The organism is Paraglaciecola arctica (genome assembly GCF_018861065.1).
Lineage (GTDB): Bacteria > Pseudomonadota > Gammaproteobacteria > Enterobacterales > Alteromonadaceae > Paraglaciecola > Paraglaciecola arctica_B.
On record NZ_JAHKQO010000034.1, the window covers coordinates 73,019 to 92,306 of the forward strand.

Annotated in this window: 17 protein-coding genes; 12 read left to right on the forward strand and 5 right to left on the reverse strand. The window is 40.7% G+C overall.

Going from position 1 to position 19,288, the window contains the following annotated elements; translation table 11 throughout:
- Positions 1 to 696: 696 nt before the first annotated feature.
- Positions 697 to 3,435: a choice-of-anchor B family protein gene (locus tag KO534_RS13120; RefSeq protein ID WP_252732135.1), complete on the reverse strand. Its 2,739-nt coding sequence runs from the start codon at positions 3,433 to 3,435 to the stop codon at positions 697 to 699.
- Here KO534_RS13120 and KO534_RS13125 point away from each other — a divergent pair.
- The 8 genes from KO534_RS13125 to KO534_RS13160 all read left to right on the forward strand — a co-directional run bounded on the left by KO534_RS13125 (position 3,413) and on the right by KO534_RS13160 (position 13,007).
- Positions 3,413 to 4,336, forward strand: a complete 924-nt coding sequence (locus KO534_RS13125) for an MbnP family copper-binding protein (protein ID WP_215930121.1) — start codon at positions 3,413 to 3,415, stop codon at positions 4,334 to 4,336. The genes KO534_RS13120 and KO534_RS13125 overlap by 23 nt on opposite strands.
- Complete coding sequence (locus tag KO534_RS13130; protein ID WP_252732136.1) at positions 4,327 to 5,454, forward strand: methanobactin export MATE transporter MbnM; 1,128 nt, start codon at positions 4,327 to 4,329, stop codon at positions 5,452 to 5,454. Before KO534_RS13125 ends, KO534_RS13130 begins: the two co-directional genes overlap by 10 nt.
- 112 nt (positions 5,455 to 5,566) lie before the next feature.
- Positions 5,567 to 5,896, forward strand: a complete 330-nt coding sequence (locus KO534_RS13135) for a hypothetical protein (protein WP_215930122.1) — start codon at positions 5,567 to 5,569, stop codon at positions 5,894 to 5,896.
- 334 nt (positions 5,897 to 6,230) lie between these two features.
- Positions 6,231 to 6,545, forward strand: coding sequence for a DUF3718 domain-containing protein (locus KO534_RS13140; protein ID WP_215930123.1), 315 nt, complete (start codon positions 6,231 to 6,233; stop codon positions 6,543 to 6,545).
- Positions 6,546 to 6,853: 308 nt separating this feature from the next.
- Positions 6,854 to 9,781 carry a TonB-dependent receptor gene (locus KO534_RS13145; protein ID WP_215930124.1) on the forward strand — a complete coding sequence of 976 codons (2,928 nt, stop codon included), beginning with the start codon at positions 6,854 to 6,856 and terminating at the stop codon, positions 9,779 to 9,781.
- A 512-nt stretch (positions 9,782 to 10,293) separates the two neighbouring features.
- Entirely contained in the window at positions 10,294 to 11,004 is a 711-nt protein-coding gene (locus KO534_RS13150) for a LytR/AlgR family response regulator transcription factor (RefSeq protein ID WP_215930125.1), read from the forward strand.
- A gap of 27 nt (positions 11,005 to 11,031) precedes the next feature.
- Positions 11,032 to 12,177, forward strand: coding sequence for a sensor histidine kinase (locus KO534_RS23740; protein WP_215930126.1), 1,146 nt, complete (start codon positions 11,032 to 11,034; stop codon positions 12,175 to 12,177).
- Positions 12,174 to 13,007 carry a LytR/AlgR family response regulator transcription factor gene (locus tag KO534_RS13160; protein WP_215930127.1) on the forward strand — a complete coding sequence of 278 codons (834 nt, stop codon included), beginning with the start codon at positions 12,174 to 12,176 and terminating at the stop codon, positions 13,005 to 13,007. The genes KO534_RS23740 and KO534_RS13160 overlap by 4 nt, the downstream gene beginning before the upstream one ends.
- Positions 13,008 to 13,038: 31 nt before the next feature.
- Here KO534_RS13160 and KO534_RS13165 read toward each other — a convergent pair whose 3' ends face one another.
- Entirely contained in the window at positions 13,039 to 13,689 is a 651-nt protein-coding gene (locus KO534_RS13165) for a response regulator transcription factor (RefSeq protein ID WP_215930128.1), read from the reverse strand.
- Positions 13,686 to 14,840 (reverse strand): sensor histidine kinase, encoded by a 1,155-nt coding sequence (locus KO534_RS13170; protein ID WP_215930129.1) that lies wholly within the window; start codon positions 14,838 to 14,840, stop codon positions 13,686 to 13,688. The genes KO534_RS13165 and KO534_RS13170 overlap by 4 nt, the downstream gene beginning before the upstream one ends.
- Positions 14,841 to 15,070: 230 nt before the next feature.
- On the opposite strand from KO534_RS13170, the gene KO534_RS13175 reads away from it, so the two are divergent.
- The 4 genes from KO534_RS13175 to ruvX all read left to right on the forward strand — a co-directional run bounded on the left by KO534_RS13175 (position 15,071) and on the right by ruvX (position 18,204).
- Positions 15,071 to 16,060: a tetratricopeptide repeat protein gene (locus KO534_RS13175; RefSeq protein ID WP_252732137.1), complete on the forward strand. Its 990-nt coding sequence runs from the start codon at positions 15,071 to 15,073 to the stop codon at positions 16,058 to 16,060.
- Positions 16,061 to 16,233: 173 nt separating this feature from the next.
- The gene (gene gshB, locus KO534_RS13180) at positions 16,234 to 17,196 is read left to right on the forward strand and encodes a glutathione synthase (protein ID WP_215930130.1); all 963 of its coding nucleotides are present in this window, start codon (positions 16,234 to 16,236) and stop codon (positions 17,194 to 17,196) included.
- 8 nt (positions 17,197 to 17,204) lie between these two features.
- The gene (locus KO534_RS13185; protein ID WP_215930131.1) at positions 17,205 to 17,762 is read left to right on the forward strand and encodes a YqgE/AlgH family protein; all 558 of its coding nucleotides are present in this window, start codon (positions 17,205 to 17,207) and stop codon (positions 17,760 to 17,762) included.
- 13 nt (positions 17,763 to 17,775) lie between these two features.
- Positions 17,776 to 18,204, forward strand: coding sequence for a Holliday junction resolvase RuvX (ruvX, locus tag KO534_RS13190; RefSeq protein WP_215930132.1), 429 nt, complete (start codon positions 17,776 to 17,778; stop codon positions 18,202 to 18,204).
- 50 nt (positions 18,205 to 18,254) lie between these two features.
- On the opposite strand, the gene KO534_RS13195 is transcribed toward ruvX, so the two are convergent.
- Positions 18,255 to 18,431 (reverse strand): DUF6435 family protein, encoded by a 177-nt coding sequence (locus KO534_RS13195; RefSeq protein ID WP_215930133.1) that lies wholly within the window; start codon positions 18,429 to 18,431, stop codon positions 18,255 to 18,257.
- A 59-nt stretch (positions 18,432 to 18,490) separates the two neighbouring features.
- Positions 18,491 to 19,135, reverse strand: coding sequence for a peptidylprolyl isomerase (locus KO534_RS13200; protein ID WP_252732138.1), 645 nt, complete (start codon positions 19,133 to 19,135; stop codon positions 18,491 to 18,493).
- Positions 19,136 to 19,288: the final 153 nt, after the last annotated feature.

Consider the following 19,288-nt stretch of genomic DNA (forward strand, 5'->3'; position numbering starts at 1 on the left):
CTGCTTCTCCTATACTTTCGTATAGGCATGGACTATATCATCACCCCCGGAGAACGGTAGGGTGTCGGACGCTAGTGATGTTTTACACAGCAAGAACGTGCTGAACCATCTAGTCTCTGAACCTTCCTAAGACGCTTCTTAGGCTTGGCTGCTGATTGGCATGTTTCGTGAAAAACGAAGCTTTCCAGCAATTCATCCGATTTTCCGTATAACATTACTGTTATAGGTCACAATTTTACTTATGAGTCGTGTGCTCTAACCAACTGAGCTAAGGGGCCATTTCCAATGGCGTGTAATGTAGCACATTTGTAGCACGAACATTACACTAGTAATTCAATTTATTTTAAGCGATTGAATAAAAACGCTTTATTTCTACTTTCTATGCAACCCTTATCCGATTATGAGTCGTATGCTCTAACCAACTGAGCTAAAGGGCCATTTTCATTTCTATGTGCTTTCAGTCCTAAGTGGCCTAAAAGCGACGCGCAGTATAAGCAGTTTTTTGGGACTTGTCATCACTTTGACACCTCTGAAAGTGCAAGAAATAGCAATTTATAATTCAACTGCTTAATAATTGTGCGTTAATGTTGTTGCTTAGCTTAAATAATCGGACTTTTTATGCTCACTTTAGCCTTACATTAAAATTGGGGCTGGCGAATTTGCTAGCACCGCGCCCCGAAATTTATTCAAACTAAGTTAACTTTGAGTGAATGAATCGAAAGGTTTTCTATGGAAAAGAGTAGTGCGTTTTAGTAACACTGATATAAGTCCTAAAAGTAACCAATAGCTTAAGCTGCCTCCCCCTGATGAGCTAGATTGTGGTTGCTGCGCCGCAACCACAGTGACCGAAATATTAGCGGTACTGGTTAACCCAAAATCGTCAGTAACCGTTAGTGAAAACTCTAATGTTGTCGCTCCACTAGGCGCGGTAAAGCTGGCTTGTGAGTTGTTGGCATTATTAATAGTGACGTCAGTGCCTGATAATTGTTGCCACTGATAACTAAGAGGTTGGTTTTCTGGGTCGCTACCACTGCCAACTAGGGTGACGCTTTGTCTGGTATTGACTTCAAAGTTATCGTCTAGGGTGGCGACCGGTGCTTGGTTCGATTCGTCATCGCGGATAGCGATAGTTAAGGTTGATTGAGCGCCTAGTATTTCGGAACTGTCGCTACTGAGAGTTAAAAGTAGTGACTCTTGCGTTTCAGTTTCACTGTCGTTAATTAACGTGATGTCTATAAATTTTTCGGTACTATCACCGTCTGTCCATGTCAGTGTGCCATTTACACTATTGGCATCTAGGCCTAAAAGTGCCGTTTCAGCGCTAAGTATATAGTTAACACTTAACTCACCATCGCTGCCGCCTTGACGGGTCACTGCAACTTGTACTGTTCCACTGGTTTCTTGCACGGTTATTTCATTGGTTGCAAATACAATTTGTCCTTGATGGAGTGCATCTATAATTTGTATTGTGGCGATACTTGGGTTGACCAGCGTTGCTCCGTTTTTGGGATCAAATAGTCGTATAAATAGGTTTTCAGTTATTTCGTCTAAAGTATCACTAGTTGTTTGCAGTTCTATGCTTTGGGATTGGGTGTCGTTAGTTGTCCATTGTAATTGGCCACTTGTTATCTCAAAATCCTCTAAGTTGGCAGATCCAGGTAATACTTCATAACCTACAGTGCTAGCGCCGTTTCCTGCTTTGTTGACCACTATGCTGACACTCTGGCCTTCATCAACGCTCATTTGTTTGCTTTCGAAGTTGAGTGTGGCGGTGTTGTTATCTAATGTTTGGTCTTGAAGGATGTATAAGCCGCTATTGATATCGCTGACCAAAATATTGCCGCTGGGTAAAAATGGGTAAATACCCCAAGCGCCATTAAATCCTGCATTGTTAGAAACAGGGTAAGTATCGAAAAAACCCACTTCAACTGGGCTGCTTGGATCTGTGATATCTAAAACAGTCACGCCACGTTCGTAGTTAGACATGTAATAACGGTTGCCGCGTACAAATCCGTTATGGTCTATGGCGCGAGTGGGGCCGCTCCAAGTACCGACTAATGTAAGGGTAGTCAAACTACTAATATCAAATATATTTAAGGTGGTATTAAGGCTGTGACGTTGTTCGTCTAATTCGTCATGTACTATGACAAATTGTTTGTCGTCACTTGTCCACCCTGAATGGGTGTATTCAGCGTTAGGGTAGGAGCCTGCGCCTAACTCTATGGGCTGATTTTTATCAGTGTGATCCCAAACTATGAGTTCGTCTTCGTTGAAGTCTAAAAAAACTAAACAGTCATTATTATTGGCTTGCACACAATCGGTTTGCGCCCGCGCATCATTAATAACCAGTGATGCCGCGTCGTGAGTGTAATCATTACGGCTCCCTGATGAGTTAAAATAAGTGGCTCCTAATGTTTCAGGATCGCTTAAGGAGTATGTTCGAAACGAACCTCCATACAAATTAGAGCCTAAAATATGCACTGCAGGCTCTTGACCGGCTAGAGGGATATTCAGTGAATAGTCGAGATTACTGATGTAAATGTTATGGCCGGTGGCATCGGTAGTTTGTCGTCGAACTAATGAAATCCCATTCTGCAAATCGTTTAAGTCAATAATAGTTAAACCTTCATTAGCTTCGGTTGTAGAATAAGCATAGGCTTTCCAGCGTAACGTGGCAGAGTCGAAGTATTGGTAAACTTTGATGTCTCTCCATGATGACGACAGTCCAAGAATACTGCCTACCATTTCAGGAGCAGTGGGAGAGGTAACGTCAACTACAGCCACACCATTTATTAAGCCAATTATGGCGTATTCGTTTTGAGTGTTTAAATCTACGTGGCCCCAAATATCATTTGCTGCTGATGGATTGTTGGGGAAATCACTTAATGGAACATGGGCTAATAGCGACATATTATTGCATTCAAAACCATCGGCACTATTTTCTATACAGGCTTTACTAACTTGTTTTTGCTGCATCATTTGCAACTTTGAACTATTTAGACCTTTTGCTTGTGTACTTAATTTCGCTAACCCTTTGGTATCACTTATTACGTTGAAACCTTGTTGGCTAAGTTGTTGTGCATATTTAACTGGTACACCCGAAACCGAGGTAAGGTAAGTATCGGGGTTTTGAACTTGATACTGCTCTACTTGGTTATAGCCGCCAAGAACGGGTACAATTTGACCAGTAAAATATAATAAATCTTGTTCTGATTTAATCTGGTATTGGCCTTGGGCTACCAGAATGGTATCGCCCTTATTGGCTTTTTGAGCGGCGTAAGTAACTGTTTTACAAGGGCGGAATCTATTGTCGCAATTACCGATGTCTGCGCCGTTGCTTGCCACAAATCGCGCCTTGTCATGTTCCGCATGGGCCTTAACGCCTTGACTGTACCCTATCGCCAGTATCATTATGACGCCAATTAAACACCGCATGAAATTTACCTATTACTATATGAAGCTTGTTAATACCTTACCTTTTAGACCCGACATATCAAAATTTTTGTTCTCAAATGGACCAATAAAAGTATTTTCGCTTTTTATTATAAGTTGCTTGATTGCGCTTATCAGCAGCTGTTCAAAATTAGATGAAGCACAGAGTATTGCCTTTGAGGTTTGGCATGATGGCAGTCCTTTGGATTGCAAAAAGTTTGAGAGCCATCAGCAAGGTTGGACGATTCAGCAATTGGCTTTTTTTATCAGTAATGTGCAGTTGTCGGCGCAAGGTTCCGTTTTAAAACCAAAACTGAGTACTACGCCTTGGCAAACCGATGGGGTGGTGTTGCTGCAACCCTATTTGGCGGATTGTGAGACAGAATTGGCTGATGAAACGCAGACCGAGCTTGGCAAACAAGTTTCAGCAGAAGCACTTAAAGCTAATAACGCTTTACAATTTGCCGCACCAGTTAACCTCGATTCAGCGCAGCAACTTTCATTTACGCTAGCGGTACCTTTTGAGCTTAATCACCAGAACCCTTTATTACAGCCTTCACCACTGAATCTTCCTAGCATGTTTTGGTCATGGCGCTCTGGTCATAAATTTTTTCGTTTGGACATGCAAGGTGCAAACAATAGTTGGGTATTCCATTTGGGCAGTGTTGGCTGCAGCGCCGCTTCGACCATGCGTTCTCCTCAAGAGCAATGTGTGCAACCCAATAGAGTGCGATTTGATTTAAACAAACAAGATAATGGCGCAAAGCTTGTATTGCATCTAGACAGATTAATTGCCAATACATCATTGCTAGGTAGCGATTCATGTTTGTTTCACTCAGAACAACCAAGCTGCGATCTATTGATGTCTAACTTAAACACTCAAGACGTATTTGAATGGCATTAACTATGCGCTCTAGTTTTTGGATTAAGCTAGGTTGTTGCCTCTTTATCAGTGGCGTTTTGTTAGGCTGTAAGCCGGCAACTGAGAGTCACAGGCAATACGACTGGCAGTTACCCAAGGGATTTCCCAGTCCCTTAGTGCCAAAAGATAACCCTATGTCAGTCGCTAAAGTGCACTTAGGCAAGCAATTGTTTTTTGACCTTGATTTGTCATTTAACCAAACCATGTCATGCGCGAGTTGCCATCAACCAGAGTATGCATTTTCTGAACCTAAAAAAACGGCAGTGGGTGCAACAGGACAACTTCACAGACGCAATACTCAATCCTTAGTAAACGTAGCTTATAATAGTAATTTGACTTGGGCGCATTCAGGATTAAATAGTATCGAACAGCAAATTTTAATACCGATGTTTTCTGAAGATCCAATTGAGTTGGGGATAACCGGCCACGAAAATGAAGTTTTACAAAGGTTTAACAATGCAAAGTATCTAGAGCTATTTGAAAACGCTTTTGATGATGAACAGGTGGATTTTGATAAAATAGTCAAAGCGCTGGCCAGTTATGTCAGAAGTTTAACCAGTTTTGCCTCAGCTTTTGATAAGTATGCCTATCAGAACAACGATGCTGCAATGAGCGAATCCGCTAAAAGAGGCATGGAGTTATTTTTTTCTGAGACCTTTGAATGTTTTCATTGTCATGGTGGATTTAATTTTACCCAATCTAGCCAACACCAAAATCAAAGGTTAGATCTACGACCTTTTCATAATACGGGCTTGTTTAACCTTGATGACAAAGGTGCTTATCCCACCATTGACCAAGGTTTGATTGAAGTGACATTGCAACCCCAAGATATGGGTAAGTTTAGAGCGCCTACTTTGCGTAACGTTGAAGTGAGCGCGCCCTATATGCATGATGGCAGCTTGCAGACATTAGATGAGGTGATAGATTTTTACGCCGCTGGAGGAAGAGGACGAGGTGTTTCTAACCCATTAAAAAGTCCTTTTTTGGCTGGTTTTACGCTGCAACCACAACAAAAACAGGATTTAATTGCTTTTTTACAAAGCTTGACTGACCGCCAGTTTTTAAAATCTAATGTAAATCATGGACCTAAATCTCCTTGATCGCATAAAAACTAAGGGGTGCAAGGGTAAAAGAACTTTGGTATCTTCTTAAAATAAAAGGTCAATACACCTTATAATAAATATACATAGCGCAGTTTCAATGGAGAGCAAAATGACCGAGAAGCCCTTTTTAGTAAGTGGTCGCAATACCCTGATTCACAAAATACGGAAGTTGGATTTACTTGTTGTTAACGGTGAGGACCATCCTCCGGTTGTTGTTACCCACAAAGGCATTAAAGAATATGCTGGGAAAGTGCCAGAGAACAAACGCGAAGCTAAAAACCAAGATATGGAATTGGTGGATTTAACCAGCATCGATGTATTTGGTGAAGAAAAGATATTGTTATTTGTGCAAACCATCAATGGTAAAGAATATAAAGTCGATTACAGTAAACACGGTACACCCTTGTTTATTAAGATCCATCAAGAAAACGCGTTTTAATTTAGTTGTACCATTATTCACTTAAAAAGCCCTGTTCTTCGGGGCTTTTTTGTATTTACTTCTTTTACGTTAACGCACCATCTGAACGGTTGTTTCGCAACGGCCTGCAGACCACTTTGGGATTAAATTGTCACAGCAGAATGTAACAAAATAACTCATAATTCGATTAACTTATGATTAACAACGATAGTTTATCGCTTTAGATAGTAGGTTGGTCGCTTGGTCGCGTTTAGCCGTGATTAGACTTTTTTCATCACCTTTAAATCCCCTTGCCCTCTACATTAAGCATGAACTTGCAATCATGCAAACATAAACAAACACAAGGTGAGACGTCATGAAAAAAATCATTATAGGTAGCATACTAACAGCAGGATTATTTTTAGCCGGAAGTGCACAAGCGAAGTATATCGACAAACACACTGAGGCAAATTTGGTTAAAATATGTGAAGCGATCCAAAGTGATAGTAAAATTAAATTACATATTGCCATTAGAGACAGTGGTATTAACCCTAAAGCAGTGAGCAAAGGTTTAGTGTGCAACGGTTATGACCCTGTCACTTTTGCCATTGTGAGTAAAGCTGAAAATACCGCTAAGTTTATGGCTCGTATGAGTAACGTTAACTACGAAGAATTGTTAGCTAAGTTATAGAGTATTAACTATGACTTTCCAAAAGTGAGTGATTTTTAGCTATTATTGTTTGCCCTGAACTCTGGTTAGAAACACTCACTGATTTTCAGAAAATGATTTGCTCTAGCGGCGTATTATTTTTTAGTCGACCAATTTTTGAGAACTGAAAATTCCGTCCCTAATTAAGTGGGGATTAGACACACTGTGCGTTATGTTCGTCCCTAAGCTAGCTTCCCAATTGAACTTTTTGATAGCGTCGTAAAATCGGCAAGCTGCATCCGTAGCAAATCGATCATTTATAATTAAAAACACATATCAGGGAGTTTTTCATGGGAAAAATTACATTTAGAAAAAATATAACAGCCTTAGCTGTGGTAGCAGCACTGGGTTTTTCAGGTGCCGCATTCGCACTTGATACCGGTGGTTTAAAAATTCGAGTCACTGACGCCAACGGTAGCCCAGTATCTGGCGCCACAGTATTGGTTAAAGCTCCAGATTCTTTAGCAAGTAAAGACGCAGTAACAGATGCAGACGGATATGTAACGCTTAGGGGCTTAGATGCTTCTAGCCAATATACAGTGAGTATAAACGGCGACAACATCCAGTCTTTTGAAGCCACCAATGTTAGGGTTCAAACAGGTAAAAGCCTAAACCTTAGTTATGCAATTGGCAGCTCTTCTGATATGGAAACAATCACTGTTTCTGGTCGCTCAATGGCTGCAATTGATACAACTTCAGCAACAACAGGGTTAGATATTACCCTTGATATGACTGAGTCACTTCCTACTGGTCGTTCTTATCAGTCTTATTTACAGTTGACTCCAGGTGTTAAACCAAGTTCTGGTGGTAACCCTTCTTCTAAATCAGGTGTTAACTATTCTGATGCAGGTGGTGCTGTTGGTGCTTCTACCGATAACGTTTATTACATCGATGGTGTAAACGTAACTGATAATGTTACTGGTACTTGGGGTGGTAACATCAACTCAGAAATCATCCAAGAACAACAAGTTATTACTGGCGCCGTTCCTGCTAAATATGCTGGTGGTGGTGGTTTAGTCTCACGAGTAGTAACTAAGTCAGGCGGTAATGAGTTTCATGGCTCTGTTAACTATTATTTGCAAAACGATAGTTTAGTTGGCGATTACGATAATGAGTCTCAGGCCGCTGCTGGATTCTCAACCTTTGATACTGCTGTCACTCTAGGCGGTCCAATAATCAAAGACAAACTATGGTTTTTTGCTTCTTACCAAGTTAAAAATCGTGAAGATGATGTAACCGATCCAGCAACAGGCGAAATTTCGCGTTCAGTTAAAGACGAAAGTAAACTAGGTTTTGGTAAACTGACTTGGCAAGCGACAGATGACGATCGTTTAGTCTTAACTTTCTTCAACGATCCTACTGATATTTCAGGTCGAAGTGATTTCGACGTATTATCAAACCGTGACCGTGCGCGTACTCAAGGTGGTGACAACTTTAAAGTTGACTATTCACACACTTGGGATGACGTGGTAGTTAACGCTGGTTTCATGAGTCATGAATCAGAACTTTCTGATTTAGCTAAAGACAAATCAACTCGTAACGATGTGGCTTATCTTGCAGACGCTGCAACGACTACTCAATCTGATACTGATCTGGGTGGTTTGGGTTCAGATACCCTTAGATACCGTAACAAAGAAAGTGCCTATGTGAATATTGAGTATTACTTAGACACCGATTTTGGTTTCCATACGATTGAAGCGGGTTACTCTGCCGAAACCAACGAAAACATCACTAACGAAGTGTATACCGGTGACGGTGCACAATATACCTCTATTGCAGCTTCGGACGCAGGTGTAACCTTTGCTGAATACACTGACGTAAACTCTGCTTGGGTAGGGGTGAAAGATCTTTCTGAAGATGATATCAATCGTATCGCAGATGAAACGGGTATCGATGCTGCAGACGTACCTGGGATAGTTTTTGACAGCACAGCTGGCAACCCAACTGGTGATGTTAACGCCTATCGTATAATTCAAACTCAACAAGCTGAGTCTAAACTTGAGACTGAAGGACAAACCTTCTACATCCAAGATAAAATCATTATTGACGACCTAACCTTAAATATTGGTTTGCGAGCAGAAAAATGGGAGCACATCGCTTCTACTGGCGCCACAATCTTTACTTTCGATTGGGATATTGCACATCGTTTAAGTGCAGTTTACGACATCAATGGTGACGGCGATTCAAAAGTATGGGCTTTCGCAGGTCGCTATTACGATCCAATCCGTACCGACATGACGTCATTTGCGGGTAACTTAACCGGTTCTGTTCGTGAAGAGCAAATCTTTGTAAATGGCGACTGGAATACTTTCCGTACTCGTGGTGGTGTGGCGACTCAAGATGCATTCTTTTCGCCTACAACTAAGACTCCGTACACTGATGAGTTCTTGATCGGTTATTCGAAAAACCTATCTGAAAATACCAATTTGTCTGTTACTTATACCAATCGTAAAACCAGAGATATCATGGAAGATTACGATTTAGGTGTGTATACAGAAGGTGGCCAATTAGACGGTACTAGCCTAGCGTTGCCACTGGCGTATTTTGGTTATGATGAAAACCCAGGTTCTAACTACGTTATTGGTACCTTAAAAGGTGGTAAACGTGATTATCAAGGTGTTGAAGTCACCTTTAGTAAACTACGTTCAGATAACTGGACCATGCGCGCGTCATATACTTATAACGATGCTCAAGGTAACACTAACTCTGATGGTAATGCCGACTTACAGGGTGATTTCTATTACTTAGATCCTCGTGCGCCAAATATGTACGACGACCAACCAGGTAATATTGAACATTCAGCTCGAGTATTCGGTACTTATTTCTTCGACAATGGCCTAGAAATTGGTGCGGTATTTAACTGGAACTCAGGTATCTTGTATAACAAAGCAACCAATGTTTATGGTCGTTATTTACCATTGCGTGAAACAGAAACTTATGACTTTGGTGGTTATGATGGATTGTGGATTGCACCTGGTAACGTAGCCAGTGAAAAAACACCAGCATACGGTACATTAGATATGCGTGTTAAATACACCTTGGACATCAGCGAAGACTACTCAGCTGAGTTCTTCTTAGACATCTTTAACGTCTTAGATGATCAAGCGGTTCTTGAAGAAGAGCAGTTTGTTGCAGGTAGTGGTTCATTTGCCTTCGGCGAAGCAAAAGACTGGGTTGAACCTCGTCGCTTCTACCTAGGTGCTAAATTTGTATTCTAATTTTTATTAGGATCTTTTAGTCAGATAAAACCAGTAGTGAATAACTACTGGTTTTTTATTTGTGAAGCAATAACAGTAAATAGCTCAATTAACATCTCATTATCGTTTTCATATAATTCTTATATTTGGCTTGAGGTTGAGCGGTAGCAGTTGTTGCAATTATGTCAAAATGTTACCTAATCGATATATGGTGACGTTCATCCCATCATCTGGATGGTTCATCACATTTTGGTTTTAATTCAAACAGATAAACCTAAACTAACACTGTCGGAGTAGTGACCCGATGAATATATGTTTTTACCAGATTCAATAAAACATGTATTGCTTCCTGAATTAAGCAAAGGCTGTTGCCGTTTGGCGCAGCCTTTTCTTGTCTTAAACTAAGTTCTTAAAAATACGATGTTATAGCTTGGTGTCATTAATCCCAAATAACCGCATTTGGTCTCACAAATGTTCTATGTTTATCCCTCCGAATGTATATTCTGTCCCACATAAATTCAGGAAAGATATATATGTTTCACTGCATAGTAATCGATGATGAAAATCTGGCTAGAGAAAGAATAACGAGCTTTGTGGAGCAGCAGAGTAATTGGCTAATAGATGGCCAAGCAGGTGAATACAAAGAAGCAGAAAGCCTACTCCTAAAACATCGACCTGACGTATGTTTTATGGATATTAATATTATTGGTGGCAGTGGTATTGAGTTAGCCGGCAAACTCGCAAAAAGTCTCGACTGCCATTGGGTGTTTACTACGGCATCGAGTGATTATGCGTTACAAGCGTTTGATATTGAAGCGACAGATTACTTGCTTAAACCTTTTGAAAACAGTCGATTAGCGGCGGTGTTACAAAAAGTTGAAAAGTTAAAAAGTAGCACTGTTAAGACGTGTAAAAATATACTGGCCGTGAAATCAGTGGGTGCAGTTGAATTTGTGAATGTGCAGGACATTATTTGGATAAAAGGTTCGGCTAACTATGTTGAACTTCACTGCGAAAATAGAATGTTGCTGCACAGAGAAACCCTTTCCAAGTTAGAGACGCAGCTTGACTCACAGCAGTTTATTCGTGTACATCGCTCTGCGATGGTAAACGTTGACAAAATTAATTCATTGAGTAGTGAATTAGGGCGGTTCTCGTTATTACATTTAAACAATGGCGATGAAGTCAAAATCGGGCAGGGCCACAAGGCCTCACTTTTCGAAGCTTTAGGGGTTGATTCTTAATTCATGTATTTTAAGTTGAACATATAAGTGAATGGCACAGCAGAAACATTTATAGCCAAGAAAGACAAACCTTCATTTTGGCTTTTACACAGTTTAGGTTGGATGACCTATGTTTTTATTTTCACGGTAGACAACGTGTTTTTCTATCGTGATTTTAATAAGCTAGGATTGGAAGTGTTTTTTCCATTGGTGTTATCAGGGGTCTTTGCTGCACTGCTTACATGGCCCTTAAGGTATATCTATCGGCATTGTTGGGGCTTACCTTCTGGGCAACTAATTGCCGCTATTATGATCGGTAGTCTAATCGTTTCAAGTATTTGGACACCAGTCAAAAATCTAGCTATGTGGTATTACTATGAGGATTTTGATGTTTTCGCGTTAATTTCAGGTAATCCCTCAGAAGACTTTAGGTGGTATATGTTGTTTATGTCGGCGAGTTACGCGTTTTTTATGATATTTGTTTGGAGTACGCTGTACTTCGGCATCAATTATCATTATCGCCTGATCAACGAAAAAAAGCTGCATATTGAGGCGGTTCGCCTATCGCATATCTCGCAAATTAAAATGCTGCGCTATCAAATTAATCCACATTTTTTATTTAACACCTTAAACGCAGTGTCCACCTTAGTACTGCGAGGTAGCAAGGACAAAGCCAACGGCATGTTAATTAGGTTGTCTACTTTTTTGCGCTTTTCCTTAGATAACGATCCTGAAAAAAAGATCCGTTTGTACGAAGAATTAAAAGCGTTGATGCTGTATTTGGAAATTGAAAAAACACGTTTTGACGATAGATTAACAGTAAAATTCGAAATTGAACCAGAATCTGAGGCTTTACTTGTTCCGAGTTTGTTATTGCAGCCTTTAGTTGAAAATTCAATCAAATATGCCATAGCGCAGATGTCTAGTGGTGGGTTAATTGAAGTGAGCGCTAAATGTAAGGATGATTCTTTACACTTAGAAGTGGCAGATAATGGGCCAGCGCAAGATAATGCATTTTTGGATGCCGCTGCGGATGTTAAAGAGCAAACTGCTTCTGGTCACAAAGGAGTAGGGGTACAAAACATTATCGACCGACTCAATGTTTTATATCCAAATAGACATAGTTTCGAGATTATTCGTGGTAAAACTCGGGGGTATCGTGTGCAAATTTCAATACCAATGGAGTATTCATGAGCCGTCAATTGACCGCCATTATTGTTGATGATGAGTCTTTGGCCAGAGAAGGTCTCATGCTTAGGTTAAATGGTGATACTAGGTTTGAAGTGGTCGCACAATGCCCGTCAGCGCAACATGCACTCTTGGCTATTGAAGAATTTCACCCTGATATTGCGTTTGTGGATATTGAAATGCCAGGACTAAGCGGACTTGAATTGGCAGAGCAGTTGTCCAAAAGTACTACGCATGCGCCTAAAATTGTATTTGTCACCGCTTTTAGGGAGTTTGCAATTAGTGCTTTTGAATTTCAGGCTTTTGATTATTTACTTAAGCCCTTTTCGGATGACCGATTGGCCAGTTGTTTGAGCAAACTGGTGAACTCATTTTTTGACAGTGATGTGGTGTTGCAACATCAAAAACTAGACGAATTATTGAGCCGTAAAACTGGCAACTCTATTGATGGCTTTATTCGAAATCTAGAGGTTTCGGGGGGCGGCTCAATGAGTGAGCTGCAGCGAACCGTTTCAATGAAGAGTGGTTCAGAGTGGCTCAGGGTGAAGCTTGACGATATCTCTTGGATTGAAGCGGCAGGTGATTACATGTGTGTACATACTTTGGACGGCACTCATATTATTCGTAAAACCCTTAAACAATTTGAGCAAGAACTCGACCCTAATCTTTTTCCTAGGGTGAATCGTTCTGCAATGATTAATTTGAGCAAATTGCAAAAACTCACCCCCAATTCTAATGGTGAATACTTAGCGCAACTCACATCGGGTGACAGTGTTAAGGTCAGCCGAAAATATAAGTTTAAATTAGAAGAGTTGAGAAAGGACAACCTATCCTAACGAAGCATCGAATCATGTGAATTGATAGTTTTTAAATTACGCCTAGCTCTATGGCTTTAAGCACTGCGCGGGTTCTATCTCTTACCTCAAGTTTGGCAAGTATCGCAGAGACTTGATTTTTAACTGTCCCTTCAGATTTAAACATCGCACTTGAGATTTCTTTATTACTGTAACCTGACGCCATTAGGCGTAACACCTCTTTTTCTTTTTCGCTGAGCTCTGGTGCTTCTTGTATTTCAGCGTTTTGTTTTGGCCGCTTTTGTAAACCTTGAACGATACGTTGGGTAATGGCTGGCTGAATTAAGGTGTTGCCTTGATGCACGGTTTTTATGCCTGCAACTAAGGTTTCCAAGGACACATCTTTAAGTAAGTAGCCTTTTGCTCCGCCTTGAATAGCCTGCAATACTAATTGTTGATCATCAAAGGTGGTTAGCATGATCACAGGAATAAGAATATTAGCTGCTTGCATGTTTTGCATTGCGTCAATGCCAGTTTGAACAGGCATACTGATGTCCATAAGAATGACATCAACACACTGATGAGCAACTTGTTGCAGAACATTTAGCACTTGATCGCCGTCATTGGCTTCCGCAACGACTTCAATTTCTTCTGATAGTGATAGTAAACTTTTGATGCCTTCCCTCACCAAGGTTTGGTCGTCCACTAACATTACTTTGATCATTGGACTTCCTGAGGAACAGTAATAGAAGTACAAAACCCATTAACGTTATGGGCAAAACTGACCTCGCCACCAATTAGCGCCAGGCGCTCTGCCATACCTCGTAATCCATTGCCTACTTTAAGATGTTTTATGGGTTGACCGTTATCACAGATGTTCACAGCAATAGCCTGTTCTAGCTGTTTAATATCCAATTGCAATCTATCCGCCGTACTGTGTTTTACGGTGTTGGTCAACGATTCTTGTACACATTTGATTATCGTATCGGCGGTATTGACTTCATTAATCTTGACGTTATCGTCGAATTCAAATTGTATCTTTAATCCTGGTAAATTGTCGCATAAGGCCAGTAATGCGTCTTTCAGTTCAATATTTGATTTTTCCCTTATCTCGGACACCGCTTCTCGCACATCACTCAGTAGTAACTTGGCCAATCCATGACAGGTTTCGATTTTTTCTTTGGCTTCACCTTGACTAATTCTAGAGGCTACCTGCAAATTGATCGTTAAGGCCGTGAGATGATGACCCAATAAGTCGTGAATGTTTCGCGCAATTCTCACGCGTTCAGCTTGTTTGTTGGCTTGGCTGAGCAATTTCTGGGTCGCTAATAATTGGCGATTAAGTTGGTTAGCGTGTTCTTTGGCCTGTCGTTCTTTATTGGCAGTATTGACCATAATCAGAGCAAATATGTTAAACATAAAAAACAATACGGCTGACATTAAGGCGTATTCTTCATTCCAATAATATTGGTAAATAAGCCATAGTGGTGCTGACCAAAGTGGCGCACTCAAAACCGCTAATCTCATTGATATAACAGTAGGCAATAAGGTGCACCAAATGGTGATTAATATCGCCGAATAATTGTATGGCACCAAAAAGTATAAACCTATCACGCAGGCATATTGGGTGGTCAGTAACGCAATTCTAAATGTCCTAGAAAAATTATTGATAAATGTTTCAGTAGACAGCAGCCATAAACTAATAAAAGTCAGATGTAAGCACGCGGTTATTAAAACACTGCCTAAATCGAACCTATCACTCACTAACATAAAGTAACATGCACTAAAACTGACGACAGCCCAAGTGCCCACAGCACTGAACATATCTAAAGAAAAAATAGGTTTCAGTTTTTGCAACAACATTTTTTGTAACATTAGAATGCCGATAGTTTTTATTATTTGGTGTAGCTTAGCAGCCTATTATCGCGTGTTGCTATAGCCCATTAGTCATATTTAGGATGGTGACGTTTGGCACTAATATTGAGCAACAACACCAGTTAAGATGAGAGGTACTAGTAAACATCTAAATAGTTTTGAACCGAATACTCAACAAGACGTCTGAAAAAAGAAATTATTAGTCAGCATAATTAAAATCAAGGAAAACCATGTCAATGAATTTCACCACTAAGGTCATATTTGCAAGTTATATAAGTTTCTCATCTGTTACCTATGCCAGCTCTACCTCAGCACTTGATAACGCTATTGCAGTATTGGACTCCGGTAAAACGCAACAGGCTGCTACATTGTTTGAGAAACAGTCCGATAACCCAAAAGCGATGCTATATCTCGCCAAAATATATATGAACAGTGATTTAGATGACGCCGAAGAGTGGATTGAAAAAGCGGTAAAAGCCCAGGCTAATGATGCAGAAGCCCATTACATTCGCGGTGCTATTATGGGGCGCCAAGCTTCAAATTCGATTTTTTCAGCATTGAGCTATGCTGAAAAGTCGCAGAATAGTTTTGCTAAAGCGGTTGAGCTAGAGCCAGATTCAATTAAATACCGTAAAGGTTTAATGCAGTTTCATACCAGTGCTCCGAGTATCGCCGGCGGCGACCTTAAAATTGCCAAAGCGCAAGTAGAGCAAATTAAGCTACTAGATCCCAAAATGGGTTTAGAAGCCGAAATTAATTATGAATTATCCCAAGATAACGATGCGCTTGCAGCCAACCTTTTGAAACAAGCAAAATTGACCTACCAAGACATTCCCGACTTTTTCTTTTTATCAGGCATAGTGCATCAACAAAAAGAAAATTTTGAAGCGGCATTTGAAGAGTTAAGTCTTGCTATTGGCAAAACCGCCGAAACACAGGAAAGTGTCACTGCAAAATATAATGCTATGTATCAATTGGGTAAAACCGCGGTATTAAGCGAAAGCAACCTAGAGGAAGGTATAAAGGCATTGCAGCTATATATTCTTGAAGCGCCAGACTTAGACGGCATGTCACCTAAGGATTGGGCAGAATTTCGTTTAGCTAATTTGTTCGCCCTTAACGCTCAAAAGGTACAGGCGAAAGAAATTTATCAACGATTGGCTAAGACAGAAAATCAAGAACTGGCAAAACAAGCTAAAAAAGCAGCGAAGCGAATCTAGCCTCATCAATTCACCTGAGTAATCATAATGCTCAGGTGAATAATCAAATTATCTTGCTTTGAAGTAAATAGATGCTTGAATTATGCAACAATGACCTCAAGATCAGGTTCATCTGTATGTACCAATCATTTAATTGTTCGATTAACTTTGAACAACATCTCTAAGGAACAATTTTGACCATTAAACTTGGCATAGTGATGGATCCTATTCAGGACATCAACATCAAAAAAGATACCAGTTTTGCAATGTTGCTCGATGCGCAGAAACGAGGTTACCAATTGTTTTATATCGAAATGGGCGACTTGTATTTGCAAAACGGTCGTCCTATGGCGCGTATGACGGAGTTGGCAGTTGAATCCAATGCAGATAAATGGTTTAGCTTAGGTGTTGAAGTTCAGCAAAGTTTAGCTGAGTTAGATGTTATTTTGATGCGTAAAGATCCGCCTGTAGACAATGAGTTTATTTATGCCACTCATATGTTTGAACTGGCTGAACAAGCCGGGACTTTGGTGGTTAATCGCGCACAAAGTTTACGAGATTTTAATGAGAAACTGTTTACGTCTTGGTTTCCTGATTTGGTCGCAGATACTTTGGTGACAAGAGATTCAAAGTTAATTAGAGAGTTTCATCAAACGCACCAAGACATCATTTGTAAACCCTTAGATGGAATGGGTGGTACTTCTATTTTTAGAGTCAAAGAAGACGGCAATAACCTAGGGGTTATTATTGAGACACTCACAGAGTTAGGCACTCGTTATGCTATGTTTCAAAAGTTTCTACCTGAGATAAAAGACGGCGATAAACGTATCTTGATTGTGGATGGTCAAGTGGTGCCTTACGCACTAGCTCGACTACCCACTAAAGGTGAAAATCGTGGTAATTTGGCAGCTGGGGGGACGGGCAGACCACAACCTCTATCAGAATCAGATTTAAAAATAGCAGAAACCATTGCTCCCTTGTTGGTAGAAAGAGGCCTGATATTTGTTGGGTTGGATGTAATCGGAGATAGAGTCACTGAAATCAATGTTACTAGCCCAACATGTGTTCGTGAGATTGAAGCGGCTTACGACGTGAATATTACCGGAATGTTATTCGATGCCATTGAAAAACGTCTGGCCGCGGGTAAAGGAGCCTAACTGCTATAATGCAAAGTTTGCAAAACTATTTACTTATCGCATCACCGAGCATGGACGATCCCTATTTCGCTCGTACAGTTACCTATATTTGTGAACACAATGAGCACGGAGCAATGGGCCTGATAATTAATCAACCTGTTGGCATGAAATTAAAAGAGTTGGTTAAACAAGTTGACGATAAAGCTGAAGTCATTGACGAAAAGGCACAAGATATTATCTTAGCTGGTGGCCCTGTTAGCCAAGACCGAGGGTTTATCTTGCACAGTTCACAACCCGGTTGGGCTTCAAGTTTAACTATGACCTCCGAATTGATGGTGACTACTTCTAAAGACATCATTTCTTCTCTGGGCAATAAAGAAGCGCCTGAAAAATCGTTAATTATGCTCGGTTACGCGGGCTGGACTGCGGGGCAATTAGAAGAAGAAATACAAACTAACTCATGGTTAATGGTCGAGGCGGATAACGATATATTATTCGATACGCCTATCCATAAAAAATGGGAAACTGCGGTGCAGCGTTTAGGTATAGATGTGTGGCAGTTAGGGCCAGATGTAGGTCATGCATGATGTTGGTACTAAAATGAGCAAACAAGGGCAAAGAACGGTTTTAGCCTTCGATTTTGGCACTAAAAGCATTGGTGTTGCAGTCGGTCAGGAAATAACAGGTACCGCTGCTCCTTTAAATGCATTAAAGGCAGTCGATGGTATTCCTAACTGGGATGAAGTGGCGCGGCTATTTGCTGAATGGTCGCCGCAATTAGCTGTGGTAGGTTTGCCGCTTAATATGGACGGTACTAGTCAACAAGTGACGTTCTCAGCCAAAAAATTTGCTAATCGACTCAACGCCAAATATAAAGTGGCGATAGAAACTTGTGATGAACGTTTAACTACCGTCGATGCCAAGGCCCGATTGTTTGAACTTGGTGGTTACAAAAAACTCGATAAACAAAAAATCGATAGTGTCTCGGCCTGCCTGATATTTGAAAGCTGGATTGAAAAAAGCTATTAAACAACACCTATTTGACCTCGGTGCTTAAATTACCTTGGCTATTTCGACTGTCATTTCTTATTTACTTCAAGCTTCTGTATTGCCTCCCAAATTTGTTCTGCTTCGGCTGTGAGTAGCGAGTACGTTTTAATGTCGCCTTTACGTTGCGCCAACATTGCATCTGTGGCTTTTTGGTCGTAGGTTTTACGTAGTTTTTTGGCAGGGTCGGCTTTTAAAAAACTGAACATGGCGCTCTCAACAAGTTAGTGTGATATGTAATTAAATACTCACCAAGTGACTAAGGCGATCAGTTTTTTAATTGAATATTTGCAATCGATACAGGTTGCGCCAAAATTTGGCCTTTTACGTAGTTGTCTTGCACCGCTAAGGCTTCACGAATTTGATGGATCTTTCTAACGATTGACATTCCTTTAGTTACTCGACCAAAAGCCGCAAAGCCCTGACCGTCTGGATTGCGCTTACCTCCAAAGTCTAAAGAAGGTTGAGCTCCAATGCATATGAAAAACTCAGAGGTTGCGCTGTCTGGTGCGCCTCGTGCCATAGATAACACGCCATCCAAATGTTGAATGCCGGTGTGTTGAGTGGTTTCAAGTTCAATCGCCGTAAAGTCCTTAAATTCAGTATTGGCGCCACCTTGTATCACTTCAATTTTGGGCGAACCATTATCGTTATCTAAACGCACTACTCGATAAAAACGACCCTCATTAAAGGCTCCAGCGTTGATATAACGTATAAAGTTAGTCGCGGAAATGGGCGCGTCACCAGTATACAGCTCAATCTCTATTTCCCCCATAGTGGTTGCTATGACAGCTTTTTGAACTGACCTATGAATCGGTTTAGTTTCATTGGCTGAAATGAGGGGCGCAATTATGCTGAATCCCAATACAAATAACCAATAGTGAACAACTGCGAACCCGGAAATTTTTTTCAATGTGAAGTTTCCTCTATGTATCAGATTGATATTTTGTCAGACAACGGGACTAAGGTATAGATCTTGATGGAGTTGAGCGAAACCGTTGAAAATGTAGTGGTACTTATGCATTGAAAAAGCGGCGATTAGCTGCGTTTATGGTGTTAAATAGCG